At 67.9% G+C, this 25,659-nt stretch carries 22 protein-coding genes and 1 riboswitch; of the genes, 5 read left to right on the forward strand and 17 right to left on the reverse strand.

Translation table 11 applies throughout. The features are described 5' to 3' along the window. The first annotated feature begins 19 nt into the window (after window positions 1-19). Window positions 20-2,194: a Stk1 family PASTA domain-containing Ser/Thr kinase gene (gene pknB, locus B140_RS0101250; protein WP_026165856.1), complete on the forward strand. Its 2,175-nt coding sequence runs from the start codon at window positions 20-22 to the stop codon at window positions 2,192-2,194. Window positions 2,195-2,215: 21 nt separating this feature from the next. On the opposite strand, the gene B140_RS0101255 is transcribed toward pknB, so the two are convergent. Both B140_RS0101255 and B140_RS0101260 read right to left on the reverse strand, forming a co-directional pair. Continuing rightward, the gene (locus tag B140_RS0101255; protein ID WP_026165857.1) at window positions 2,216-3,604 is read right to left on the reverse strand and encodes a class II 3-deoxy-7-phosphoheptulonate synthase; all 1,389 of its coding nucleotides are present in this window, start codon (window positions 3,602-3,604) and stop codon (window positions 2,216-2,218) included. A gap of 44 nt (window positions 3,605-3,648) precedes the next feature. Beyond that, window positions 3,649-4,173 carry a polyadenylate-specific 3'-exoribonuclease AS gene (locus B140_RS0101260; RefSeq protein WP_018117536.1) on the reverse strand — a complete coding sequence of 175 codons (525 nt, stop codon included), beginning with the start codon at window positions 4,171-4,173 and terminating at the stop codon, window positions 3,649-3,651. 133 nt (window positions 4,174-4,306) lie between these two features. Here B140_RS0101260 and B140_RS11575 point away from each other — a divergent pair, with 133 nt between their 5' ends. Then, entirely contained in the window at window positions 4,307-5,605 is a 1,299-nt protein-coding gene (locus B140_RS11575) for a glycosyltransferase 87 family protein (protein ID WP_018117537.1), read from the forward strand. Window positions 5,606-5,656: 51 nt separating this feature from the next. Here the strand turns inward: B140_RS11575 and B140_RS0101270 are convergent, their stop codons facing one another. The 13 genes from B140_RS0101270 to ctaC all read right to left on the reverse strand — a co-directional run bounded on the left by B140_RS0101270 (window position 5,657) and on the right by ctaC (window position 19,884). Next, on the reverse strand, window positions 5,657-5,854 hold the full coding sequence (locus tag B140_RS0101270) for a hypothetical protein (protein WP_018117538.1): 198 nt from the start codon (window positions 5,852-5,854) through the stop codon (window positions 5,657-5,659). 192 nt (window positions 5,855-6,046) lie between these two features. Then, window positions 6,047-7,255: an acyltransferase family protein gene (locus B140_RS11580; protein ID WP_018117539.1), complete on the reverse strand. Its 1,209-nt coding sequence runs from the start codon at window positions 7,253-7,255 to the stop codon at window positions 6,047-6,049. Between the two features lie 154 nt (window positions 7,256-7,409). Next, window positions 7,410-8,150: a lysophospholipid acyltransferase family protein gene (locus B140_RS0101280; RefSeq protein WP_018117540.1), complete on the reverse strand. Its 741-nt coding sequence runs from the start codon at window positions 8,148-8,150 to the stop codon at window positions 7,410-7,412. A 40-nt stretch (window positions 8,151-8,190) separates the two neighbouring features. Continuing rightward, window positions 8,191-9,156 carry an ROK family protein gene (locus tag B140_RS0101285; protein ID WP_018117541.1) on the reverse strand — a complete coding sequence of 322 codons (966 nt, stop codon included), beginning with the start codon at window positions 9,154-9,156 and terminating at the stop codon, window positions 8,191-8,193. Between the two features lie 39 nt (window positions 9,157-9,195). Further along, window positions 9,196-10,341 carry a glycosyltransferase family 4 protein gene (locus B140_RS0101290; RefSeq protein WP_026165858.1) on the reverse strand — a complete coding sequence of 382 codons (1,146 nt, stop codon included), beginning with the start codon at window positions 10,339-10,341 and terminating at the stop codon, window positions 9,196-9,198. A 22-nt stretch (window positions 10,342-10,363) separates the two neighbouring features. Next, window positions 10,364-11,569, reverse strand: coding sequence for an NlpC/P60 family protein (locus B140_RS14265; protein ID WP_244874362.1), 1,206 nt, complete (start codon window positions 11,567-11,569; stop codon window positions 10,364-10,366). A gap of 254 nt (window positions 11,570-11,823) precedes the next feature. Beyond that, entirely contained in the window at window positions 11,824-12,489 is a 666-nt protein-coding gene (locus B140_RS0101300; RefSeq protein ID WP_018117544.1) for a C40 family peptidase, read from the reverse strand. A gap of 11 nt (window positions 12,490-12,500) precedes the next feature. Continuing rightward, window positions 12,501-12,690: riboswitch (cyclic di-AMP (ydaO/yuaA leader) on the reverse strand. 808 nt (window positions 12,691-13,498) lie between these two features. Then, entirely contained in the window at window positions 13,499-15,115 is a 1,617-nt protein-coding gene (gene qcrB, locus B140_RS0101305) for a cytochrome bc1 complex cytochrome b subunit (protein WP_026165860.1), read from the reverse strand. Then, window positions 15,115-16,335 carry a cytochrome bc1 complex Rieske iron-sulfur subunit gene (qcrA, locus tag B140_RS0101310; protein ID WP_026165861.1) on the reverse strand — a complete coding sequence of 407 codons (1,221 nt, stop codon included), beginning with the start codon at window positions 16,333-16,335 and terminating at the stop codon, window positions 15,115-15,117. The genes qcrB and qcrA overlap by 1 nt, the downstream gene beginning before the upstream one ends. Continuing rightward, on the reverse strand, window positions 16,332-17,219 hold the full coding sequence (gene qcrC / locus B140_RS0101315; protein ID WP_018117547.1) for a cytochrome bc1 complex diheme cytochrome c subunit: 888 nt from the start codon (window positions 17,217-17,219) through the stop codon (window positions 16,332-16,334). The genes qcrA and qcrC overlap by 4 nt, the downstream gene beginning before the upstream one ends. 67 nt (window positions 17,220-17,286) lie before the next feature. Next, window positions 17,287-17,901, reverse strand: a complete 615-nt coding sequence (gene ctaE, locus B140_RS0101320) for an aa3-type cytochrome oxidase subunit III (protein WP_026165863.1) — start codon at window positions 17,899-17,901, stop codon at window positions 17,287-17,289. A gap of 453 nt (window positions 17,902-18,354) precedes the next feature. Next, complete coding sequence (ctaF, locus tag B140_RS0101325; protein WP_026165864.1) at window positions 18,355-18,786, reverse strand: aa3-type cytochrome oxidase subunit IV; 432 nt, start codon at window positions 18,784-18,786, stop codon at window positions 18,355-18,357. An 18-nt stretch (window positions 18,787-18,804) separates the two neighbouring features. Beyond that, window positions 18,805-19,884: an aa3-type cytochrome oxidase subunit II gene (ctaC, locus tag B140_RS0101330; protein ID WP_026165865.1), complete on the reverse strand. Its 1,080-nt coding sequence runs from the start codon at window positions 19,882-19,884 to the stop codon at window positions 18,805-18,807. 359 nt (window positions 19,885-20,243) lie between these two features. Here ctaC and asnB point away from each other — a divergent pair, with 359 nt between their 5' ends. Continuing rightward, entirely contained in the window at window positions 20,244-22,166 is a 1,923-nt protein-coding gene (gene asnB, locus B140_RS0101335) for an asparagine synthase (glutamine-hydrolyzing) (protein WP_018117551.1), read from the forward strand. Between the two features lie 73 nt (window positions 22,167-22,239). Here the strand turns inward: asnB and B140_RS0101340 are convergent, their stop codons facing one another. Further along, window positions 22,240-22,584, reverse strand: coding sequence for a HesB/IscA family protein (locus B140_RS0101340; protein ID WP_026165866.1), 345 nt, complete (start codon window positions 22,582-22,584; stop codon window positions 22,240-22,242). A gap of 172 nt (window positions 22,585-22,756) precedes the next feature. Here B140_RS0101340 and B140_RS0101345 point away from each other — a divergent pair, with 172 nt between their 5' ends. Together B140_RS0101345 and B140_RS11585 are read left to right on the forward strand one after the other, a co-directional pair. Then, window positions 22,757-23,527, forward strand: a complete 771-nt coding sequence (locus tag B140_RS0101345; protein WP_026165867.1) for a DUF3043 domain-containing protein — start codon at window positions 22,757-22,759, stop codon at window positions 23,525-23,527. Window positions 23,528-23,566: 39 nt separating this feature from the next. After that, complete coding sequence (locus B140_RS11585; protein WP_018117554.1) at window positions 23,567-24,478, forward strand: nicotinate-nucleotide--dimethylbenzimidazole phosphoribosyltransferase; 912 nt, start codon at window positions 23,567-23,569, stop codon at window positions 24,476-24,478. 45 nt (window positions 24,479-24,523) lie between these two features. Here B140_RS11585 and B140_RS0101355 read toward each other — a convergent pair whose 3' ends face one another. Then, window positions 24,524-25,645 carry a branched-chain amino acid aminotransferase gene (locus tag B140_RS0101355; RefSeq protein ID WP_018117555.1) on the reverse strand — a complete coding sequence of 374 codons (1,122 nt, stop codon included), beginning with the start codon at window positions 25,643-25,645 and terminating at the stop codon, window positions 24,524-24,526. Between the last annotated feature and the right edge of the window lie 14 nt (window positions 25,646-25,659).

Raw genomic sequence — 25,659 nt, forward strand, 5'->3', positions numbered from 1 at the left:
TTCCGCCATACTGGGGGCCATGGCTCAACTTCAGGTGGGAGACGTCCTAGAGGGTCGGTATCAGATAGACCACCCGATCGCTCGCGGCGGCATGTCCACCGTGTACCGCTGCGTGGATCTGCGCCTGGGGCGCGCCGTGGCGGTGAAGGTGATGGACGACCGCTACGTGGATGACCCGGTGTTTCGCCAGCGCTTCCGCCGGGAGGCCCGCGCGATGGCCCGCATCAACCACCCGCACATCGTGGGCGTGTATGACTTCGGCTCGGATGGCCACCACGTATTCCTCGTCATGGAGCTGATTACGGGCGGCACGCTGCGCGAGCTCATCGCGGAGCGCGGACCCATGCCCCCGCACGCGGCGCTCGCCGTGATGCGCGCGGTGCTCACCGGCCTGGCCGCCGCGCACCGCGACGGCCTCATTCACCGGGACGTCAAGCCGGATAACGTCCTCATCAGCGCCGATCGCGCGGTCAAGATCGCGGACTTTGGCCTGGTGCGCGCCACCGACTCCGAGCAGCACACCACCGCCCACATCGTGGGCACCGCGGCGTATCTCTCGCCCGAGCAGGTGCGCGGCACCGAGCTTGGCCCGGCCAGCGACGTCTACTCCGCCGGGGTGCTGCTCTTCGAGCTGCTCACGGGGGAAACGCCCTTCACCGGCGCCACCGACCTCGACCGCGCCTACCAGCGCCTCGAGCGCAGCGTTCCCGCCCCCTCCTCCGTGATCGAGGGGGTGCCCCCGGAGATCGACGCCCTCGTGGCCCAGGCCACCCGGCGCGATCCCGCCGAGCGCTACGCCGACGCCACGGACTTCCTGGAGGCGGTGGAGGCAACCGTGAGCGACCTTTCCCTGCCGGGCTTCACCGTCCCGGTGCCCCGCAACTCCGCCGCCCACCGCGCGGCCGCCGTGCCCACGGACACCAGCTCCCTGCCCACCGAGATGATGGCCACCGGCGTCATCGCCCCGCCACCGGAGCCCGAGGATCGCACCTCGGTGCTCCCCGAGGTGGCCTCCCCACCCCCCGTGCCCCCCGCGATCGCCGCCGCCCCAGTACCCCAGGAGCCGGCGCAGGCGCAGCCTCCAGCCCCCGCCCCGGAGCCGCGCGTGCCCGCCTACTCCAACCGCTCCCCGGTGCGCCTCGCCGCGTGGATCACCGTGGTGGTGCTGCTCATCGGAGCGGTGGCCCTGGGCGGCTGGTGGCTGGGCTCCGGGCGCTACGGGGAGATCCCGGAGATCATCGGATCGGAGAAGATTGAGGCCCTAGCCCAGGTGGAGGAGGCCGGGTTCGAGGCCACCTCCCGCGGCGTGTACAGCGACGACGTGGCCGAGGACCGCGTGGTGGACACCGATCCCCCGGGGCGCCGCGCCGTGCGGGGCTCCGAGGTGACCCTGCTGGTCTCCCAGGGGCGCCCCACCGTCCCCGCGATCCCGCAGGAGGCCGAGGTCGAGCGCTACGAGCAGCTCCTCGGTGAGCGCACCCTGCGCGCGGAGGTCGCGGAGCGCCGCTACTCGGACGACGTCCCCGCCGGGGGCGTGATCGACACGCGGCCTGCGGCGGGCGAGGCCGTGGACACCGGCAGCACCGTCGCCCTCACCGTGAGCAAGGGTCCCGCCCCGGTGCGCGTGCCCGACGTCTCCGGGATGAGCGAGGAGGAGGCACGCACCACCCTCGCCGCCGCCGGGCTGGAGGTCAGCGGGGTGGACTGGGAGTACAGCCCCGAGCACGATCGCGGGGAGGCCGCCGCCACCGTGCCAAAGGCCCGCAGCGAGGCCGCGCGCGGCGACGGGGTCCGGCTGGTGCTCTCCACCGCCCGAACGGTGCCCGACCTCTCCGGGATGACCACCGAGGAGGCCGCCGCCGCGCTGACGGAGGCCGGACTGAGCCTAGCCTCCGTGGAGCGGGACGAGCAGGCCACCGGCAGGGCCGGGGAGGTCGAGAGCTCGGAGCCCCGGGCGGGCAGCCGCGTGGACCCCGAGGCCGAGGCGGTGACCCTGTACCTCCCGGGGCGCGTCTCCACCCCCCTGCTGCTGGGCAAGACGGTCTCCGAGGCCGAGCGGATCGCCGAGGAGCAGGGCCTGACCCTCGACGCCGGGCGGTCTGCCTCCGGCAACGCCCGGATCCTCACCCAATCCCCCCTGCCCGGCAAGGCCCTTTCGCTGGGTTCCCCCGTGACGGTGACGGCCCTCGGGTAGGGGCCGCCCCGCCCGCGGGGGCTAGCGGCGCAGCATCTCCGCGACGAGGAAGGCCAGCTCCAGGGACTGCTGGGTGTTGAGGCGAGGGTCCACCGCGGACTCGTAGCGGCCGGGCAGGTCCACGTCCGTGATGTCCTGGGCGCCGCCGAGGCACTCGGTGACGTCCTCGCCGGTCAGCTCGATGTGCAGGCCGCCCGGGTGCGTGCCCAGCGCGCGGTGCACCTCGAAGAAGCCCTGAACCTCGTCGATGATCTTGTCAAAGTGGCGCGTCTTGTAGCCGTTGGAGGCGGTGAAGGTGTTGCCGTGCATGGGGTCGCACTGCCACACCACCTTGTGCCCCGCGCTCTCCACGGCGCGCACCACGCCCGGCAGCACCTCGCGCACCTTGCCGTAGCCCATGCGGGAGACGAAGGTCAGGCGGCCCGGCTCGCGCTCGGGATCGAGCTTCTCCGCGTACGCCACGGCCTCCTCGGGGGTCACCGAGGGGCCGATCTTGAGCCCCACGGGGTTGGAGATCATGGCGGCGAAGTTGATGTGGAAGTCGTCGATGCCCCGGGTGCGCTCGCCGATCCACAGTTGGTGCGCGGAGAGGTCGTACAGGCGCGTCGTGTCGTTCTCGTCCTTGCCCAGGCGGAGCATGCCGCGCTCGTAGTCCGCCAGCAGCGCCTCGTGCGAGCAGTACACCGTGGCGCTGCTCAGGGAGTCGTCCCGCACCTGGCAGGCCTCCATGAACTTCAGGCCGCGCTCGATCTCCTTGGCCAGGGCCTCGTAACGCGCGCCCGCCGCCGAGGTGGCCACGAAGTTGCGGTTCCACTCCGTCACGCGGTGCAGGTCCGCCGTGCCGGAGGCGGTCAGGGCGCGCACCAGGTTCATCGCGGCGGAGGAGTTCGCGTAGGCGCGGATCATGCGGGCCGGGTCGTGCTGGCGGGCGGCCTCCGTGGGCTCCACGCCGTTGACGATGTCCCCTCGGTAGTTGAGCAGGCCGTTGCCGTCCCTGTCCGAGGAGCGCGGCTTGGCGTACTGCCCGGCGATGCGGGCCAGCTTCACCACCGGCGTGGAGGCGCCGTAGGTCAGCACCACCGCCATCTGCAGCAGAGTCTTGATGTTCGCGCGGATGTGCGGCTCGTTATTGGACTCGAAGGTCTCGGCGCAGTCTCCGCCCTGCAGCAGGAAGGCCTTGCCCAGGGCGACGTCGGCAAGCTGCCGCTGGAGGTCCCTGACCTCCGGGGCCACCACCACCGGGGGGACGGATTCCAGGATCTTGCGCACGTTATCCGCGCTCACGCGATCCCAGGTGGGCTGCTGATGCGCGGGCCGGGAAATAACATCCTCAAATACCTCTTGGATGCCGTCCGGCAGCGGGGGAAGATCGGGAAGGGCTTCTTTAGGAATATCTACGGTCCAACTCACACCCACAGTGTAGTCAGAAAGGCCCACCGCACGTGATTATTCTTTCATCGCTCCCCCGCGCGGTAACGCACGCGGTTGTTCTCGTCGAGCCCAAGGCGCTCCTGGCAGACGCGGAACTTCACCAGGTTGTGCCGGGCGTCCACGAGCGCGTCGTGCACCCCGGCGGGGGTGGCCGGTAGCTCGGGTCGGCCCGCCATCTCCCATAGCTGCTTGAGCTCCCTGGTGTAGCGCGGGATCTCCCGGGGCAGGCCCGCCATGTCCCCCCAGAGCTGGGCCAATACCACGTGGTCGTAGGCCCCCACCCACGCCCACAGCTCGGCGGGCCCCGCCCCGGCGGTCACAAAGTCAAAGACCTCCCGGCGGATCTGCCGTTGCGGCTTCCACTCCCGCGCGTGCGGGCTGGGCAGCTTGCTCAGCACGTGCTCGCGCACCCAGGGGTTGGCCCGGCGGGCGTCAAAGTCGGTAGATACCGCGTAATATTCCCGTCCGTCCTCGGCCACGATACCGATGGAGACCAGTTCGATCGTGCGGCCATCCTCCATAAACTCGGTGTCATAGAAATACCGCACGGATAGTCCTCATTCCCCTTCGAGCCGGTTCCTTGAAAGCGCGGGCGGCGCCCTTTTCCTCGTCGAGCCTAGCCGGTATCCCCCGCCCGCTAAACCTTGGGTTACGTAAACAGAGGATGCCTATAATATGTGAGTGCTCAACGATAACGCCCAGGCGACGCCCGGGCCCGCGCGTCGCTTTTCCTCCCCGCCGCGCTGGGCGCGGTGGGCCGGGCTCGTCCTCTCCCTGGTCCTCGCCGCCGCCTACATTCTCAAGGGCGGGACTCACCTGCGCTACTTCCTCGACCTCGAGGTCTACCGCGCCGGAGCGCAGGCCTTCCTCCACGGCGAGGCCATCTACGAGCGCGACTACGACATGGGGATCATCACCCTCCCCTTCACCTACCCGCCGCTGGCGGCACTCCTGTTCGCCCCGCTCGCGTGGCTGCCCTCCGCCCCGGCGGCCATCGTATTCCTCCTGCTCAATGTGGCCTGCGCGTGGTGGGTCATGGTGCTGGTCCTGCGCCGCTGCGCCCCGCACGCCTCCGCCGAGGGCTGGGCCGCGTGCCTGCTGCCCCTCGCCCTGCTCTTCGAGCCGGTGCGAGAGACCATCTTCTTCGGGCAGATCAACCTCATCCTCATGGCCCTGGTCTGCACGGACGTGCTGGGACGCCCCCGAGGCCTCCCCCGGGGCGCGCTGGTGGGGCTGGCCGCCGCCATCAAGCTCACCCCCGCGGTATTCGGGCTGTACTTCCTGCTCAACAGGGACTGGAAGGCCGCCGCCTGGGCCACCGGGAGCGGGCTTGGGTACACGCTCCTGGCCGCCGCGATCAGCCCCGGCAACTCGGCCACGTACTGGCTGGACACGCTGGCCAACACCGGGCGGATCGGCACCCCCTCCTACGTCTCAAACCAGTCCCTCCAGGGGCTCTTCTACCGCCTCGCGCTGGAGCCGCCCGCGCTCACCGCGCTGTGGCTCGCCGCGAGCCTGCTGTTCGTCGCGCTCATCGCGTGGGCCATGCACCGGCTCCTGCGCGCGCACGCCGCCCCCGTCGCCCTCGTGGCCAACTCCCTGATCGCCCTGCTGTGCTCCCCGATCTCCTGGACCCATCACTGGGTGTGGCTGGTTCCCGCCTGCCTCGTCGCCGCCAGCGCGGCGGCGCAGGCGGCCCTTACTGCGCGGGCGGCGCACGGCCCCGGGCACGCGCGGCGTTCCCGGGGCGGGCGGGCAGCGGGGGCACTCTGCGCGGCGATCGCCGCCGCCGCACTGATCAGCCCGCACTGGCTGCTGCCCAACGATCAGGGGCGCGAGCTGGACTGGCCGCTGTGGGCGCTGCCGCTGGGCAACGCCTACCTGCTGCTGGGCGCGGCGTTCCTTGCCTTGGTGCTGCTCACGCCCCGGTCCTTTGCCACGCCACGCGCGCGAACGGCCCCGCACCCCACCGCGACCTAACGCCGCTCTCCCCGAGAACCCCAGGCCGCTCTCCCTGCCCGAGCGCCGCGCTTATCCCTCCGAGCCCTCGGGCCCCTTCGCCGCCTCGACCGCCTTGGCACCGGGCAGCGGCACGAACATCACCAGCCCGATGAGCACAAAGAACACCGGCCCGGCCTCCAGGTGGTGGAACTCCAGGGCGGCCATGACCAGGTAGGCCGCGATGAGCACCATCGCGGCCACCATGCGCCCCACGAGAATCTTCTTCATAGCGCCATGCTCCTTACATCAGCCTTGCTCCGCCACTGCCACGGTACGCCTGGGAGCAGCATACTCCTTCTCCCCCGGTGTCCCGGCACCCGTGAAGCCCCGGAGCCGCCCCGCGCGCGCAGCGCGCAACCCCGCGCCCGCTGGGGGAGAGAAAGAAGGGCGGCGCCCGGCGGCGCGGCCCCCTCGTTGTCCCTAGCCCTCGCGTCCGGCGCGCCCGCTGTCCCCGCCGCGCTTGCCGTGCCCGCCGCGCTTGCCGTGCCACAGCCCACGCAGCCGCGCCGGTATCCCGGCCACCGGGGGCGGCTTGAGCGTCCACCCGATGATCGGAACCCGCTGCAGCGCCCACATCGCCAGGCCGCCGAGGGCGCTAAACACCAGGCAGGCGGCCACCCACAGGTGGGTGCTCTGCGCCCACCCCTCCGCTTCCAGGGCGATCTCCATCCCGCCGAGGCGAGCCATGGGCACGTGGAAGAGCAGCGTCAGGGCGAGCGGGTGGCCCAGGTAGATGGGCAGGGTGTGCCTGCCGAGGAACTGCAACGCCGGGGAGAGGTACCGCACCCGCGAGAGCCCCACCGCGGCCAGGATGGCGATGGGCAGCATGAGGATCTGCCCCACCATGCGGACCAGCGTCCACACGTCGTTGGCCTCCACGGTGGCGCCGGGCCACAGGGGCCAGCCCATCGTCTCGGGGCCGTCGGCGGAGATGAGGTACCACAGCGCGTAGGCGGCAAAGCCCGCCACATAGGCGGTGGTGGCCCCCACGATCCTCGGGGGCGTCACGGAGCTGCTGGCAAAGCCGCGCACCAGGCGGGAGAAGTGGGCCCCGGCCAGGAAGATCGGCAGGTACATCACGAACTTGCCCACCGTGTCGCAGTAGCTGTTGAGGGGAAGCGCGAGGATCGTGGAGAAGGAGGCCGCCACCGCCGCCCAGGGGGAAAGGCGCCGCGTGGCCCACAGCACCAGGTTGAAGGCCACCAGCACGTAGAGGAACCAGTACATGTTCTGCCCCAGCGCGAGCGTCTCCACGTAAAAGCCGATGTCCGCGGTGTCCGCCCCCTCGTAGGAGGCCCGGTGCCAGTCCATGAGCCCTACCTCGATGGGGGTCCACAGCACGTAGGGCACGAGGAAGAACCAGAGCCTGCGGCTGAAGAGCTGCCACAGGCTCATGCGCAGGACCTTGGTGGAGAACATGCCGCTGACCAGGAAGAAGAGCGGCATCCGCAGGGGGTCGAGGATGTGGTTGACCTGGGCGGCCAGCGTCTCCATGCCGAAGGGCACCGCCAGGCAGACGTGCAGCACCACGACCCCCACGATGGACACGCCCTTGGCCACGTCCGGCCACGCCAGGCGCTCGTGCCGAGACGCGCGCACGGGCGCGGAGGCGGAGAGATGCGGGGCCATCAACATCGGGGAAACGGAAAACCTATCGTGGGGGAACTAAAGCTTCAACCAGGTTCACCCTACAGTGAACGCCGTCTGGGAACGAACTCCCCGCCCGCGCACCGCCGCCGCATATTCCTCTGATTAGGGCGCTACAACGCGCCCCGGGAAGGCCCTAGGAAAAGCGCGGCTCCGCGCCGCGCGGGTAGCCCTTGCCCGCCTCCAGGGACTTCTTCACCTCCGAGGCGTACACATCCACGTAGTCGTAGCCGGTGAGTTCCACCAGCACGCTCATCACGTGATCGGTGAGCACGCGCACCGCCTCCTGGGAATCCGGCTGGAGCCCCTGGGCCTTGACAAACGCGATGGGGTCGATGGCCTCGCCCACCCGCATCCGCACCTTGCGCGGGCGCAACAGCCACGAGCCGATGGGGTTGGCGTCCCGGGAGCCGATCATGCCCACCGGAACGATCTTCTCCCCGGTGGACAGGGCGATGCGCGCCATCCCCGTCCGGCCCCGGTAGATGCGCCCGTCGGGGGAACGCGTCCCCTCCGGGTAGATGCCAAACAGGTCTCCCCGGTCAAAGACCTCCTGGGCGGCCTTGCTCATGGCCTCCGCCGCCCCGGCCTCGTTGCGGTTGATGGGCACCTGCCCCACCGAGGTAAAAAACCAGCTCTGGAGGCGGCCCACCACGCCGGGCGTGGTGAAGTACTCGGACTTGGCGGGGAAGGTGATCTGGCGCGGGCACATCAGGGGGAAGAAAAAGGAGTCCATCACGGACTGGTGCGAGGACGCGAGGATGGCCGAGCCCTTGGCGGGGATGTTCTCCAGCCCCTCGATCTCGGGCCGGTTCCAGGCCCGCAAAAACGGACCCACCAGGATGTACTTGAAGGTCCAGTACCACTTATTCTGCATTACTCATCCTCCGCGATGGGATCGGTTTTTTCTTCGGCTGCTACCCGGCCACGAGCCCCCGGGCCAAATCGGCTACGCCAATCATACCCGCATCGGGGCCCAGCTCGGCGGTGGCCACCCTCGCCAGGGGGCGGTACCCCGTGCCCACGATCTGGGAGGAAAACTGCTCCGTGGCCTGCTCCAGGTAGAGGTCCGCGTCCCGGGAGACTCCGCCGCCCAGGAGGATCAGCTCGGGGTCCAGGATGTCGGACACGATGGAAAGCCCCCGGCCCAGCCAGGAGGCGAACTCCTCCACCACCGCCAGGCCCGCGGCGTCGCCCTGCCGGGCGGCCTGCATGATCTGCAGGCCGTCCACGGAGGAGGGGTCGCGGCGCACCCGGGCCGCCAGGGCCGAGCCGGAGAAGCGACGCCGGTGCACCATCTCCACGGCGGAGTCCGTCAGGGCCGTCCCCGAGCAGTAGCGCTCGAGGCAGCCGAGCTTCCCGCACGGGCAGGGCCGTCCCCCCGGCACCACGGTGAGGTGCCCGAACTCGGGGGCCGTCCCGTAGGCCCCCCGAAAGATCTCGCCCCCCGTCATCAGGGTGGCGCCGATCCCGGTCCCCACCGCGAAGAGCACCCACGTGTCCACGCCGCGCGCGGCCCCAAAGCGATACTCGCCCCACGCCGCGGAGTTGGCGTCGTGCTCCAGGCGCACCGGCAGGCCCAGCTTCTCCTCCAGCGCGGCGCGCACCGGGGCGTCGCGCCACGGCAGGTGCGGGGCAAAGCGCACGACCTCGCAGGCGGGGTCCAGGAATCCCGCCACCGCCACCCCCACGGCGACGATCTCGTGATCGCGGCTCAACAGGTCCACGAGGCGCGCGATCCCCTCGCCCATGCCGTCGGCGTCGCGCGGGGAGCGCAGCGAGCGGGAGTCCACGATCCGCCCGTCTCCGTCCACCACGGCGGCGCGCATATTGGTGCCGCCGATGTCGAAGCCCACGGTGAGGCTGTTCGACGTCTCGGTCATGGCTCTCGCCTCCGTCAAACCGGGTTCACAATAACCGTCTCAGTATAGGGGACTCCCCGAGGCATCCAGAACCCGCCGCAGCCTCTCCCCCATGACCTCCCAGGTCCAGGACTCCTCCACGTAGCGACGCCCCGCCGCCCCCATCTCCGCGCGCCGCTGCCGCGACCCCAGCACCTCGACGAGCGCCCCCGCCAGGTCCTCCGCGTCGTCGCCCCGCACCACGCGGCCCGACGCCGGGGTCACCGTCTCCGGGGCGCCGCCGGAATCGCCCGCGATGACGGGCACCCCGCACGCCTGCGCCTCCAGGTACACGATGCCCAGGCCCTCCACGTCCAACCCGCCGCCGCGCGTGCGCGCCGGAACGGCGGCGACGTCCGCGGCGGCCAGCAGGGCCACCATATCCTCGAAGTCGAGGCCGCCGGTAAAGATCGCCGTGGGGTCGTAGCGGCCCGCCAGCGCCCGCAGCGTCGCCTCGTACCGCCCCTGGCCCACGATCACCAGCCGCGCCTCCCCCAGGGCGGCCCGCACGCGGGGCATGGCGCGCAGCAGCTGGTCCTGCCCCTTGCGCGGCACCAGGCGGGACACGCAGACGATCAAGGGCACCCCCTCCTCGATCCCCCACCGACGCCGCACCGCGCTCCGCTGGCCCTCCTCGATCGGGTGGAAGGCGTCCACGTCCACGCCCGAGGGCAGGTGGACGAAGTCCGGGCGCGTGCCGAACGCGCGCCGGAAGCGCCGCAGCGTGTAGTCCGAGATGTAGGTGACCACGTCCGCGTTGCGCCCGATGAGGCCCAGCACCTGGCGGGCCCCGGGGATCATGGACCAGCCCACCTCGTGCCCGTGCGTGGTGGCGATGATCCGCCGCGCCCCCGCGCGCCGCGCGGCTCCCCCCATCACGGCCAGCGGGGCCGCGGCCCCAAACCACACCGTGCTGATCCCGCGCTCCCGGATGATTCCCTGCATCCTCCGGGCGGTGGCCGGGGTGGGCAGCATCGTGGAGCGCGGCCATCGCACCACCTCATAGGGCACCGAGGCGTCGTGCTCGCGCGCCGCCGCCGCGTCCTGCGTGGAGGCAAAGACCACCACGTCCCGGGGATCGAGGAGGGAGACAAAATCCCGCAGATACGACTGAATCCCGCCCACTCGGGGCGGGAAGTCGTTTGTTACCAGCAGCGTCGTGGGCATGATCCCCACTGTAGCCCGTGGGCTAGAAGCGCACGGCGCCCGCCCACGGCATCGAATCCACGTCCACCACCTGCACCGGGATGCCGTAGTCGGAGGCGTGCACGATCTTGCCGTCCCCGATGTACATGCCCACGTGCGTGACGCCGGGGTAGTAACCCACCACGTCGCCCGGCTGGAGCTGATCGCGGCTCACCGGGGTGCCGCCGGCCAACTGGGACTGCGAGGTGCGCGGCACCGTCATCCCCTGCTGCTGGTAGGCCCAGTAGATGAGGCCGGAGCAGTCGAAGGCATCCGGACCCGTGGCACCCCAGCTATACGGCGCGCCGATCTTGGACAGGGCGGCCTGCACCGCTCCCGACGCCGAGCCGGAGCCCGCAGGCACGGAGGACGAGGAGGGACGGGAGGGGCCGCTGCTCGACGGCTGCGGGGTGGGCGTCGGCGTCTCCTCCGCCGAGCCCTCGGCCGCCGGGGTCGCGTCCTCGATCGCGGAGGAGGTCTCGGGCTCCACCGGGATCTCCTCCTGAACCGTCTCCACCGTCTCCTCGACGGTCTCGCGCAGACGCTGGGCGATGGCGTCCAGGTTAATCACCTGCGGCTGGTTCTTGCCCTCCCAGCGCTCGCGCTCCTCCTCGGTGAGGGCGTCGATGCGCTCCTTCACCTCGGCCACCTTGGCCTCCAGCTCCTCCTTCTCCTTGCGCAGCCCCTCGAGGGAATCCTCAAGCTTGGCGTGCTCGTACTTGGCGGTGGCGGCCTCCTCCTCCGCGTCCTTCTGGGCGGCCATGGCCTCCCGGGTGGCGTCGCTCAGCTTCTTGATCACCTGGTCCGCGTTGCGGGAGAGGGTGCCGAGGTAGGAGGCGCGGTCGATCGCGTGCTGGGGGTCGTCGGCGCCCAGCGTGGTGACCTCGCGGTTGAGGTTGGAGAGGCGGTAGCGGGAGCCCGCCAGCTTATCGAACTCCTTCTTCGCCTGCTCCCGCTTGCGCTGAGCCTCCTCCGCGAGATCATGCGCCTTTTCCGCGGCCTCCTGGAGCTTGTCCACCTCCTCGGATTCCTGTTCCAGCTCCTCCTCGAGGCCCTTAACCTCCTCGTTCTTGGCGGCCGCGTCGCGGGAAAGCTGCTCCATGGAGGCGATCAGGTCGTCCGTCTCATCCGCATGAACCACGGAGGATCCCCCCACGGTGAGGGCCAGAACGGTACCAGTGCCGATGAGGAGGCGCTGAGTATAACTCACGGCGCGGTGCGACTTGAACACTCTTGTACTCCAGGTGACGAGAAGGAAACAGAAGGATAACGAATAAAGACTATAGCGGTCCGCATGCCTTTCTGCCTAGCGGAATCTGAAAAAAGTTTGGGAGGTTACCCCCTACCGCCCAAAAGTCGACCTCACGAGGCACAAAAGAAGCCCCGTTCCCCCACGCAGCGGGGAGACGGGGCCGCAAGGGCGATTAGACGTTAGACGACCGATCACCTATTCCTTAAGCGCAATTAGAAACGCACGGCGGAGTGGAAGGGCATCATGTCCAGGGGGCGCTCGGCCACCGGGCTGCCGGAGTTCAGGGCGTCGATGATCATGCCGTTGCCCGCATAGATCCCCACGTGGGAGGCGCCGCCGTAGAAGGCCACGATGTCGCCCGGCTGCAGATCCTCGTAGGCAACCGGGGTGCCCGCAGAGGCCTGGGCCTGGGAGGTACGCGGGATGGCCTTACCCACCTGGGAGTAGACCCAGGAGGTGAAGCCGGAGCAATCGAAGGCGTTGGGGCCCGCAGCGCCGTACACGTAGGGGGAGCCGATCTTGGTGCGGGCGACGTCCACGATGCTCTGCCCGTTGGAGGAGGACGGGGCGACCGGGGCCGCGGAGTTCTGACCCTCCGCAGCAGCGGGCGAGGACAGCTCGGAGACCGCCGCGGGGGTGAACGTGGGGTTCACCTCGGAGCTCTGCGCGCCCTGACCGAAGGAAGTGAAGCTCTGGAGATACTCGTAGCCGGGGGCGTTCTCCAGGCCCGGGACGTCCACGGAGAGGTCCGTGGTGGGAACGTTCAGCGTGGCGGCGTTGGCGGCCACCGGGGCCACCACGGTGGCACCCACGGCGAGGGCAGAAGCGGCGGCGAAACGGCGGGCGGTGCGGTTCTCCTGCCGGCTGTGCTTAGTCACGAATGATCTCCAAATCTTCCTGTCCATGCCTACCGAGTTAGCTGTCGAGTGAGGAAACGGAAGGCTCCTCCCCTCAGTCCATCCGGCGGGGCAACGAGAACGCTGCGTCCGCCCGACTCTCCCGAGGGGTAAACCCCAGAAGCGAGTGGTTCCTCGGCCCTCCACGGCCCACGGGCCACGGAGGTTCGGCTTTTAGTTTTCAGTTCATGTACTTGCCCCAGGGCCCTGCCCCGCTGCAATGTCTCAATTAGGTTACGAAACGGCCACAAACCTTGTCCAACCGCCACGCCTCCCCACGGACGTTATCGAACCGTTATCAAAAAGATACTGAAAGTTTCCCTAGAACCCGCCGGACACCGGCACCCCACAGGGTCACCCACCATACCGGGGCGTCGCCGCAGGTCAAGCCGCACAAATCGCCCCCTCCGGCACATCGCAAGATCAGACCTCCCCCACCCGGCCCCCAGAAAGAATTAAGGGCGCAGCATTATTTGTGACCTTAGACACATAGGCTCCGCGAGGGGCATTCCTCGCCCCATCCGCCACACTCGTTACGCGCTCCGAGAGTGTCACGGGAGCGCTCCGAAACCCCTCTCGGCACGATCTTCGGACCGCCCCGCTCCCCCACTCGATCAGCCCGGTTTTTTGGGGCGCCACCGGCGATACGCACCCACCGCGCCAAGTATTCCCTTCCCTCGGCAGTCGGGCCCCTTACGCGCTTCGTATATATAGGGCTGCACCCGCAGGCCTCTCTCACGGCCCGGCTGGGAACCACCGAGCACGTGCCCTCCCCCAGCCGGGGCCACCCCGCCGCGCCGCCAATCCCGGCCAGAGGTCGCGCGACCGGGACGGCGCGCCCTACCGACGCAGGATGTGCGGATCTGCGCGCGCCCGCCCCGTGCCCGTCGCGCGCTCGCCCACCGCGCGCAAAAAAGGGGATGGCCGTCGTTACGACGGCCATCCCCTCAACCAAGGCGCTCATCGCTCCCGCGTGGCACCCGGGGAACGACTACTCGGACTGAGCGTCGTTCTCCTTGTTCGCGCGATTGAGGTTGTCCAGCATCTGGGCCTCCTCATGGTGGTTCTCGTGAGCGATCTTGCGCTTCCGCTCCTGGATGCCCTCCGGGTCCGCGGAGAACACGCCGTAGGACTCGGAATCCGCGAAGCCCAGCTCGTTGAGCTGCTTGGGCACCTTGGCACCCGCGTACGGCAGCGGAATCGCATGGCCGTGCTCGTCGACCCCGCCCAGCGGCTGGTGCACCTCGATGAAGGCACCGTTGGGAAGCTGCTTGATGATGCCCGTCTCGATGCCGTGCTCGAGCACCTCGCGGTCGGAGCGCTGCAGGCCCAGGCACATGCGGTAGGTGATGAAGTACGCCAGCGGGGGCAGGACCAGCAGACCGATGCGACCCACCCAGGTCATCGCGTTCAGCGAGATCTGGAAGTGGTAGGCGATCAGATCGTTACCGCCGGACAGCGTGAGCAGGATGAAGAAGGTCAGGCCCATGGCGCCCAGGCCGGAACGCACCGGCACGTCGCGGGGACGCTGCAGGAGGTTGTGGTGCGCGTCATCGCCCGTGATGGCCTTCTCGATGAAGGGGTAGGTGAACAGCAGCACCACCATCAGGCCCGCGAGCAGGGCCACCCAGAACACGCCCGGGATCGTGTAGTTACCCAGGTACAGCTCCCAGGCGGGCATGACGCGGGCCGCGCCGTCGGTCCAGAGCATGTAGATGTCCGGCTGCGACCCGGCGGAAACCTGCGAGGGATTGTAGGGGCCGAGCAACCAAATGGCGTTGATGGTGGTCAGGCCGGCCATCAGCGCGAGCACGCCGGCGGTCAGCAGGCCGAAGGCCATGCCCTTGAGCGCGAACACCGGCATGATGCGCACGCCCACCACGTTCTGCTCGGTGCGCCCGGCACCCGGGAACTGCGTGTGCTTCTGGTACCACACCAGGGCCAGGTGGGCAGCGATGAGTCCCAGCAGGATGCCCGGGATGATGAGCACGTGGGCGATGTAGAAGCGATCCAGCATGATCTCGGAGGGGAAGTCCCCGCCGAAGATCAGCCAGTGCAGCCAGGTGCCGATGATCGGCAGGCCCACGATGATCGCGGACATAATCCGCAGGCCCACGCCGGAGAGCAGGTCGTCCGGCAGGGAGTAGCCAAGGAAGCCCTCGGCCATGCCGAGCACCAGCAGGGTGCAGCCGATGATCCAGTTGGCCTCACGGGGGCGGCGGAACGCGCCGGTGAAGAAGATGCGCAGCATGTGCGCCACCATGGAGAACATGAACATCAGGGCGGCCCAGTGGTGCATCTGACGCACGAACAAGCCGCCGCGCACCTCGAAGGAGATGTTCAGCGCGGTTTCGTAGGCGCGGGACATCTCCACGCCCTTGAGCGGGAGGTACGCGCCGTCATAGATCACCTTCGTAATGGAGGGATCGAAGAACAGGGTGAGGTACACGCCCGTGAGCAGCAGAATGATGAAGCTATACAGGGCAATCTCACCGAGCATGAAGGACCAGTGAGTCGGGAAGACCTTGTTAATCTGCGGGCGGATGAGGCCCGAGATTGTGTACCTCTCATCAACGTTATTGCCGATGTGGGCAAGTTTATTACTCATTATGACTTACGCTCCCAGAATGCCGGGCCAACGGGCTCAACAAAGTTGTCCTTGGCGATGAGGTAGCCTTCCTCGTCCACCGTGATCGGCAGCTGCGGCAACGCGCGAGCGGCGGGTCCGAACACTGGCTTACCGTAGTGAAGGGCGTCGAACTGCGACTGGTGGCAGGGGCAAAGGATACGGTTGGTCTGCGCCTCGTACAGCGAGGTGGGGCAGCCAATGTGGGTACAAATCTTGGAGTAGGCGTAGTAGTCACCGTAGTGGAAGTCCTCCTGCCCCTCGCGCTCGACCACCTTGGTGGCGTCCGCGGAGCGCAGGCGGATCAGCATCACGGCGTTGCGCGGGCCGTGGATGGAGTGCATGTGGTTGGTGTACACGTCCCGCTTGGGGTCGTAGCGATCACCATCGTTCACGTCCTCATCGGCAAGGGGGAACACCGTCTCCATGGCCGCCGCGTCCAGGTCCTCCGGGCGCATACGCACCAGGCGGGAGACACCCTCGGTGGTCATGTGGGTGCCGGTAGCGCCCTTGTGTTCCTCGGCCACCGCACCGGTGTCACGACCAAGGTAGAGCTTCACACCGTTCTCGTGCAGTGTCCACCCGGAGGTCCACAGAGTTCCGTCACCGTTATAGTTAAGCTCGTGCCTCTTCCAGGGGTTCTTCACCATTCCGCCGAGCGGAGCGACGACCACAAGGCCCGCGAACACCGCGCCGGCACCCAGCAGGCCCTGGATGGCCTTGCGGCGCCCCAGCGTGGAGGTGGTCCAGGCGTCGTTCAAGAGGGCCGTCACCGTGCGACGATCCAGCTCATCCGAGGGGCCGTCGTGGCGCTTCTGTACGGAGATCTCCTCCGGGATGAAGTTCTTGACGTACTGGACCGCAAAGATACCAAGGCTAAGGATGCACAGCCCGGCGGTCACGCCGAGGATCGGGGTGTAGAAGGTGTACATCCACAGGCCCTCGTCCCCGAGGCCCTTGTACTGCCACGGCCAGAACAGGTAGGTGGCCAGGAAGCCGATGCCCGCGAGAATGGCGATGACCAGCCAGGCGCCGGCCACGCGGGCCGCGCGCTTCTCGGCGGGGTCGTTGGGCACGGGGAAGCGCTCCTTGCGGTAGGCCACCGTCACCTCGTCGAGCTCCGTGCCCAGGCGGGCGAGCTCCTCATTGCTCATGGACTTGAGCTGTTGTTCCGTATATTCGTGATGCTTTGCGTTACTCATGAGCGCGTTCCAATCCAGATAGCAGCGGCGATGAGCGCCACGATGCCGACGAACCACACGAAGAAGCCCTCAGAAACCGGGCCGAGGCCGCCCAGGGACCAGCCGCCGGGGCTCGGGGTTTCCTTCGCCGACTTGATGAAGGCGATGATGTCCTTCTTCTCGTCCGCGGAAAGCTGCCTGTCGGAGAACTTGGGCATGTTCTGCGGCCCCGTCAGCATAGCCTGGTAGATCTCCTGCTCGTTGGCGGGATCCAGCACGGGTGCGTACTTACCAGAGGACAGAGCCCCGCCCCTGCCGGTGAAGTTGTGGCAGGAGGCGCAGTTGAGGCGGAACAACTCGGACCCGCGGGCCACGTCCGCCGGGTTGATCTTTCCGTCGTAGTTGGCGCCGCGCAGCTCCTCCATCGCGATGGTGCCGTCGTCGTTGTACACGATCTCCGGCCCGCCGCCGTTGGCCGCAACGTAAGCAGCCATGGCGAGCGCCTGCTGCTCCGTGTAGCGGGGACGCTTGCGCTCCGCCTGCGCGTCGTTGGACATCATGGGCATGCGGCCAGAGTGCACCTGGAAGTACACGGAGCCCTCGCCCACGCCGATCAGGGAGGGGCCTCGATCCTCCACTCCCTGGAGGTTGGCGCCGTGGCAGGTAATGCACGCGACGTCGTAAAGATCCTTACCCTCCTGAATGAGGGCCTGATCGTCGCGGCTGGCGGACGCCGTCTGAGCATCGGGGGTGAGCGCGCTAGCCAACACACCAGCGCTGGTGAGCCCGAGGGTAAGGGCCAGCGCACCGCCCGCGGTCCGGCGCACCTTGCGGCGGTTGCGAACCTTCTTACCCGAGGCGGCGGACTCCCGCCGTTCGGTGTTCTTTGGGTTGGTATCCATCATTTCCCTTTATTCTTTGTGCGGGTCGTGGAGAGGTGAACAATCCGGGCTCGTGGCCGGATCGTCGCCCCTAGTGGATCACGTACACGACCACGAACAGACCGATCCAGACGACATCAACGAAGTGCCAGTAGTAGGACACCACCATGGCCGCCGTTGCCTGCGCGGGCGTGAACTTCGACTTCGCCACGCGCAGGAGGATCACCACGAAGGCCAGCACGCCGGCCAGCACGTGTGCGGCGTGGAAGCCCGTGGTGATGTAGAAGACGGAAGCGAACACGCTGCTCGGAATGGTCACACCATTCATGATGAGGTGCGTGTACTCGTACCCTTGGAGGCAGAGGAAGATCACGCCCAGCAAGATCGTCAGCGTGTACCACTTGCGCAGCCCATATACGTCACCCCTTTCCGCTGCAAACACGCCGAACTGCGAGGTCACGGAGGAGGTCACCAGCACGACGGTAATCATCAACGCGTACCACACGTTGAGATGCTCGGCCTGGTGTGCCCAGTCCCCAGACTGGCCATTAGCACGCGACGTAAAGTACATCGCGAACAGTCCGGCGAAGAACATCAATTCCTGCGACAGGAACACAATCGTGCCGACGCTGACCATGTTGGGGCGGTTCAGCGTGGGAACACGTTGCGGTGCTGCCGTACCTGAGTTTGAAATTGCGCTCGTCACGCCTATTAGTATGACTGCTCCAAGCCTGGAAGTCACTTCGGCTCCCCCTCCGAATTGTGCGGTTTTCCTGGAAAAAATCCAGGAACCAGACCCACCGCCCCCTCGCGGCGCCCGCCCACCCGCCCCGGCATCCCGAACGCACGGCTCCCCCGCGATATTTTCGCAGGTCATAGCCTCGACCAAAAAGGAAACCAGAAGGTTGAAACGTCAGCTTGAGCTACCCCCAAGAAGCTAGTGGTCGCACGCGCCCGTCCCACAGTTCCCGACAGTGGCACAACTCACATATAGGCCAGGCCCCCGCCGGCCGGTATCAAACTTTCGGATAACCCCCGCGGCTCATCCTTTTTACCGAATCCGATTCACCGCACGAGAAAAGGTCGAAAGGGAAATATAAAAGGCAAAAGAGAATTACCCACCCATTTATGCGGTGGGTAATTCTCTTCTACTCAAGGATTAGTGCTTTTCCTTGGGCTGCCCGTACTGCAGGCTCAGCTTGGTGGTGGTGTAGATCAGGAGCACGGCCCCCAGGGCGATCATCCACCAGTGCAGGTAGATGATGCCCAGGCCCAGCACCAGGATGGCGCCGGACATGGCGGCGGGCCAGATGGAGTTGGGACTGAAGAAGCCCAGGGTCCCCGCCTTGTCGGCCACCTCGGCCTCCTCCCAATCCTCGGGGAGGATGTCGGTGCGGCGCTCGGTGATGTGCAGGTACCCGGCCAACATCGCGGTCAGGCCGGAGGCCAGCACCAGGCCCACCACGCCGGCCCACTCGGTGCCGTACTGATAACCATCGTCCTGCACGTAGGTCGTCGCCAGGATGTAGATCACCGCCATGACCACCAAAAAGACGGTCATCGAGTACATGATCTTTGTACTTGGTTTCATGATGTTGCTCCTGAGCCTTTAGGCGTTGTTATCCACGTAGTTATCGCCGTCGCGGGTGCCCGCGCGATCGGAGTTGAACGGATGGGTGCTCGTCGCGTAGGGCTCCTCGCCAATCGCCTTCAGGGCGTCGGAGTTCGGGGCGCCGGGATTCGCCGTGCGGAAGGCCATGTAGTCGCGGAACTGCTCCGGGGTAACCACGCGCAGCTCGAAGTTCATCATCGCGTGATAGGTACCGCACATCTCGGCGCAGCGCCCCACGAAAGCGCCTTCCTTCTCAATCTTTTCCACCTGGAAGGCGCGCTGCTGCTGGTTGGCCTCCGGGTGCGCGTAGGCGTCGCGCTTGAACAGGAACTCGGGGATCCAGAAGGAGTGGGCCACGTCGCCGGAGGCGAGGCGGAACTCGATGGGGGTCTGGCTGGGAAGCACGAGCACCGGAACCTCCTCGGTGGTGCCCAGCGTCTCTACCGTGTTGTAGTTCAGGTAGGACATGTCGCGCTTGGACTTGCCGTGGATCGGGTTATCGCCGTTCGGGTTCACCTGGGTCTCGTCGGCAAGGCGCTGGCGCTCCTCGTTGACGCCCACGTAGTCCTGCCCGTTGGGCATCAGGGAGCCGTCCACCGCGGCGTAGCCGAACTTCCAGTTCCACTGGAAGGCCGTCACGTCCACGGTCACCTCGGGATCCTTGTCCAGCGCGGTCACCTTCTGCTGCGTCTGCACGGTGAAGAAGAAGATCACCATGACGATCACGATGGGAAGCGTGGTCAGCACCAGCTCAACGGGGATGTTGTACTGCGTCTGACGGGGGAACTCCCCCTTGCCATTCTTGGCGGCGCGCTTGGCGCCCCACCGGAAAATGGCGGTGAGGAACAGGCCCCACATGATGAGACCAATGATCCACGCCGCAACCCAGACCCAAACCCAGAAGTTGCCCATGGCCGTGGCCTCCGGGGTGATGCCCTCCGGCCAGCCCATGCGCAGCAACCGATCAACGGCCTCCGGCGGAGCAACATCGCAGCCAGACAAGGCGAGACCTGCGGCGGCAACGATGCCCCCCAGGGCCACCTTCCGGCCGAGGCCTGCTCGATTTCGCTGTTCCACGTGTGTCTGCCTTTCCTTCCACACAGCTTCTAAGAACACTGCGGTTCCATTCCTAACCAGCAGGATAGCCGATGTGAGCCCCGAAACCACGCCGAGCCCCTCCCCTCCTTCCCACAGGCGCGCCACAGAATATCCCCACCTGGGACTAACCTTACTGGCCTCGGCGTTTTTCGCCCGATCGGGCGCCTCCCGCACTGTGGCGCAGCCCTCAGCGGACATCCATCGAAAGTTGTCACCCGTTCGGGGAGAGGGTTAGGGAGCCCACGCGCGCCGGTGAGGGGCACGAATGAACATTTGTGCCATCATTCCTATAGTATTTCGCCATCCCTTCCCCCACCGTTAAGGAGTAGTCAAAGGATATGTGCGGGCTTCTTGGTTTTCTGTCCGCTGATGGGAAGGCTGCTGACTTCGTCAGCACCGTCTCCGCCGCCCTTCCCTGCCAGCGCCACCGCGGCCCCGATGACTCCGAGTCGTGGTCGGATAGCGACATCGTCCTCGGTTTCAACCGACTCTCCATCGTCGATCTCGAGCACTCGCACCAGCCCCTGCGCTGGGGCCCGGAGGAGAACCCCGAGCGCTACACCCTGACCTTTAACGGCGAGATCTACAACTACGTGGAGCTGCGCGAGGAGCTGCAGGCCGCCGGGTACGCCTTCCACACCACCGGGGACTCCGAGACGATCGTCGTGGGCTACCACCACTGGGGTGCCCGGGTGGTCGAGCACCTGCGCGGCATGTTCGCCTTCGGCGTGTGGGACTCGCAGGAGCGCAGCCTGTTCCTCGCGCGGGATCAGTTTGGCATCAAGCCGATGTTCCTTGCCACCACGGCCCGGGGCACGGCCTTCTCCTCCGAGAAGAAGTCCATCCTGGAGATGGCCTCCGCCCTCGATCTAGGCCTGGAGCTTGACCAGCGGGCCATCGAGCACTACGTGGACCTCCAGTACGTGCCGGAGCCGGAGTCCCTCCACCGCCAGATCTGGCGCCTGGAGTCCGGCTGCTACGCCACCGTACGCCCCGGGCAGGAGCCCCAGGTGCAGCGCTACTTCCGCCCGGAGTTCCGCACCACCGCCGTGTCGCAGGACCGCGAGCAGCAGCTCTTTGACAGCATCGCGCGCGTGCTTGAGGACAGCGTGGAAAAGCACATGCGCGCCGACGTCACCGTGGGTTCCTTCCTCTCCGGGGGCATTGACTCCACCGCCATCGCGGCCCTGGCCAAGCGGCACAACCCCGACCTGCTCACCTTCACCACCGGCTTCGAGCGCGAGGGCTACTCCGAGGTGGACGTGGCGGCCGAATCCGCCGCCGCGATCGGCGCGGAGCACATCGTCAAGATCGTGTCCCCCGAGGAATACGCCACCGCCATCCCCAAGATCATGTGGTACCTGGACGACCCGGTGGCCGACCCCTCCCTGGTCCCCCTGTACTTCGTGGCGGCCGAGGCCCGCAAGCACGTCAAGGTGGTGCTCTCCGGCGAGGGGGCGGACGAGCTCTTCGGCGGCTACACCATCTACAAGGAGCCGCTGTCCCTCGCGCCCTTCGAGAAGGTGCCCTCTCCCCTGCGTAAGGGGCTGCGCCGCCTGGGGGCCGTGCTCCCCGACGGCATGAAGGGCAAGTCCCTGCTCGAGCGGGGAACCATGAGCATGGAGGAGCGCTACTACGGCAACGCGCGCTCCTTCAACTTCGAGCAGATGCGGCGGGTCATTCCCTGGGCCACCCGGGAATGGGACCACCGCGAGGTCACCGCCCCGATCTACGCCCAGTCTCGCCACATGGACCCGGTGGCGCGCATGCAGCACCTCGACCTCTTTACCTGGATGCGCGGGGACATCCTGGTCAAGGCCGACAAGATCAACATGGCCAACTCCCTGGAGCTGCGCGTGCCGTTCCTGGACAAGGAGGTGTTCCGGGTCGCGGAGTCTATCCCCCACGAGCTCAAGATCTCCCACGGCACCACCAAGTACGCCCTGCGCAAGGCGATGGAGCAGATCGTTCCCCCGCACGTGCTGCACCGCAAGAAGCTCGGCTTCCCCGTGCCCATGCGGCACTGGCTCGCCGGGGACGAGCTGTACGGCTGGGCGCAGGACACGATCAGGGACTCCCAGACGGAGGAGATCTTTGACAAGAACGCGGTGCTCGAGATGCTCAAGGAGCACCGGGACGGCGTCTCCGATCACTCGCGCCGCCTGTGGACGGTGCTGGCCTTCATGATCTGGCACGGCATCTTCGTGGAGGGCCGGATCGACCCGCAGATCGAGCACAAGGACTACCCGGTGGACGTCTAGGCCCGGGTGGCGGCCCCACATGCATGAAGGGGAGGAGCGGATCCCGCTCCTCCCCTTTTTCACGAACAACGCATCAGTTGAAGGAATCGCCGCAGGCGCAGGACCCGCTCGCGTTAGGGTTATCGATGGTAAAGCCCTGCTGCTCGATGGTATCGGCGAAGTCGATGGTGGCGCCCATGAGGTAGGGCACGGACATCTTATCCACCACCAGCCGAACCCCGCCGAACTCGTCGGCCTTATCGCCGTCCAGGGTTCGGTCGTCGAAGTAAAGCTGGTAGCGCAGCCCGGCGCAGCCTCCCGGCTGCACGGCGATGCGCAGCGAAAGATCGTCGCGGCCCTCCTGGTCCAGCAGCGCCTTGGCCTTGGCCGCGGCGGCGGCGGAAAGCGTCACTCCGGTCTCGGTGGACGGTGCAGTCATCTCGGTCATCTCCTTGGGTGTTCTACGAGCTCCGTGCGCGGTTACTATGCCCCACACCCTACCCACGAACGCGGCGCGCGGTGGTGGCGCTAAGCACGGCCCTGACGAGTGTAACCGCGCGAGGAGGGCGATCATTCCCGGTGCGCCACGGACTGCTTGTAAGGTTGTACCCGTGAAATTACCGTGGCACAGCACCAGCGATAGCACACCGGCGGCCACAGCCCGCCCCGTGGGCGGCAGCGCCAAGGGCGCTAAGGACGCCAAGGATTCCGCGACCCCCGCCGCCCCCGAGAAGTCCGGGGCACCGAGCGCACGCCTGCCCAAGGGTTATACCGCCCCCAAAGGGCGCCCCACGCCCAAGCGCAAGGACGTGGAGATGGAGCGCGGCGTGATCCGGGGGTCCGGCATGGCTCCCACCACCCCGCAGCAGCAGCGCCAAAAGCGCAAGGAGCTCAAGGCCTCCATGACCAAGGAGGAGTGGAAGAGCTACAAGCGCAAGGAGCGCGAGGAGTCCCGCAGGCGGCAGCGCGAGGCGCAGGCCGCCATGGATCGCGGCGAGGAGCAGTATCTCCTTCCCCGGGACAAGGGCCCGGAGCGGGCCTTCGTCCGGGACTGGGTGGACGCGCGCCGCTTCATCAACAACTTCGTCATGCCCTTCGCGCTGGTGCTGCTGGTCTCCATGTTCATCACCAACGGCATCCCCGAGGCCGCGGCAGTCGTCTCGATCGTGTCCATGGTCTTCATCGTGGTCTTTGCCACGGAGGCCATCTTCATCGGCCGCCGCGCCAACCGGGCGGTGCGCGCGGAGTTCCCCAACACCACGCAGGCGGGCCTTGGGCTCGGCTTCTACGCCTACTCCCGTGCCATGCAACCGCGCCGCTGGCGCAGCCCCAAGGCGCGCGTCGCCGTCGGTTCCCCGGTGGGGCGGGGCACGAACAAGTAGGCGCGCCACCCCAGCAACCAACCCAGGTACGAGGTCATCGTGGAGTTACTGAGCACCATCGCCCCCCCGCCGGGCAGCACCGACCGCCTGCCCGCACCCCTTCCCGAGGACGCCGCGGGGCGGCTGCTCGACGTCGCCTCCTTCTTCGCCGCGGCGCAGGGGGCCTCGCCCGAGGCGCCGCTGCGCCCCGTCCGTCAGCCCCGCATGACGCTGTGGTCCGGGGAGCGCCCCGCCGCCGGGGCGAGCCTTCTCAGCCCGGAGCGCGCCGACGCCCTGCGCCGGGACTTCGAGCGGGGTGCGGGCCCCACGCGGGCCTTCGCGGAGTCGGCGGGAGTACCCGCCGAGGCGGTGGAGGTCTCCCCCGGGCTGGCTCTTGAGGAGGCCCTGTCCCTGGGCATCCGCACGGCGGACGCGCAGGCGGATAGCGAGGTGGACCTGGCGCTGCCCGCCTCCCTGGGGGCGGGCGACGAGGAGGAGGCCCTCGCCCTCCTCGGGCTGCTCACCGGCAAGGAACCCGTGGCCGTCCTGGGATTCCACGGCACCGCGGACGCCGCGTGGTCCGAGCGCGTGGCGCTCGTGCGCGACCTCATGTTCGCGGCCAGGGGGCATCGCTCCTCGGCGGAGAACACCCTGCGCCATCACGCGAGCGCCGCGATGGTGGCGCTGGTGGGGTACATCGCGCAGTCGGCCGCGCGGCGCACCCCCGTTCTCCTGGACACCACGGTGACCTGCGTGGCCGCCTGCTACGCGGAGGCCCTCGCCCCCGGCGCCAAGGCATGGCTGCTGGCGGGCCAGCTCACCCCGCACGCCGGGCACCTGATCGCCACCCGTCACCTGGGGATCACCCCCCTGCTCGCCCTGAACATGCCGCTGGGGATGGGCACCGGGGCGGCGACCACGCTCCCCCTGGTGCGCGCCGCCACCGCCCTCTACGCCCACGACCGGGACTAAGAACCAGGACCGCGAGCGGGGGCGTCGATAAGCCCTCGGTCGGGCCTAGCCCTCGGCGGGGACGAGCTGGTGCATCCAGCCGTGCGTGTCCTCCGCCGTCCCGTGCTGGATGTCCGTGAGGCGCTGCCGGAGCCTCATGGTCACCGCGCCCGCCTGGTTGTTTCCCACCACAAACTCGCCCTCGTTGGACTTGACCCGCCCCACCGGGGTCACCACGGCGGCCGTTCCGCAGGCCAGCGTCTCCGTCAGCGCGCCGGATGCGGCGTCCCGGCGCCACTCGTCCTTGGAGAAGCGCCGCTGCTCGGTGGCGTACCCGAGGTCGCGCGCCACGTGCAAGAGGGAATCCCGGGTGATCCCCGGCAGCAGGGAGCCGCTGAGCTTGGGGGTCACCAGCGTGACCCCCTCCGGGGAGTCCTCCGCCCCGTACACGAACATCAGGTTCATGCCGCCCATCTCCTCGATGTACTCGCGCTCGATGGCGTCCAGCCACACCACCTGATCGCAGCCCTTCTCGCTGGCCTGGGCCTGCGCCAGCAGGGAGGCCGCGTAGTTGCCCGCGAACTTGGCGGCCCCCGTGCCGCCCGGGGCGGCGCGGACGTAGTCCTCGGAGAGCCACACGCTCACGGGCTTCACGCCCCCGGCAAAGTAGGCGCCGGAGGGGGAGGCCATGAGCAGGAACGTATAGGAGCCGGAGGGGTGCACGCCCAGGGTGGCCTCGGTGGCAAACATGAGGGGACGCAGGTAGAGGGCGGCCTCTCCCCCGGCCTCGGGGACCCACTGCCGGTCCACGTCCACCAGCACCCGCACCGCCTCGAGGAAGTCCGCCACCGGCAGCTCGGGCATGGCCAGGCGGCGCGCGGAGTCCTGCATGCGCTGGGCGTTGCGCTCGGGACGGAAGGTCGCGATCGAGCCGTCCGGCATCCGGTAGGCCTTGATCCCCTCGAAGATCGCCTGGCCGTAGTGCAGCACCGAGGCGGCCGGGGAAAGCTCCAGGGGACCAAAGGGAACCACGCGGGCGTCGTGCCAGCCGCGCTCCTGGCTCCACTCGATGCGCACCATGTGGTCGGTAAACTGCTGACCAAAGGCGGGATTCCTCAGGATTTCCTCGCGGCGCTCGTCGCTGACCGGGTGGGTGCTTCGATCGATGGTAAAGGTGAGAGACGTCATTCTTTTACCGTACA

Source organism: Corynebacterium mastitidis DSM 44356 (genome assembly GCF_000375365.1).
GTDB lineage: Bacteria > Actinomycetota > Actinomycetes > Mycobacteriales > Mycobacteriaceae > Corynebacterium > Corynebacterium mastitidis.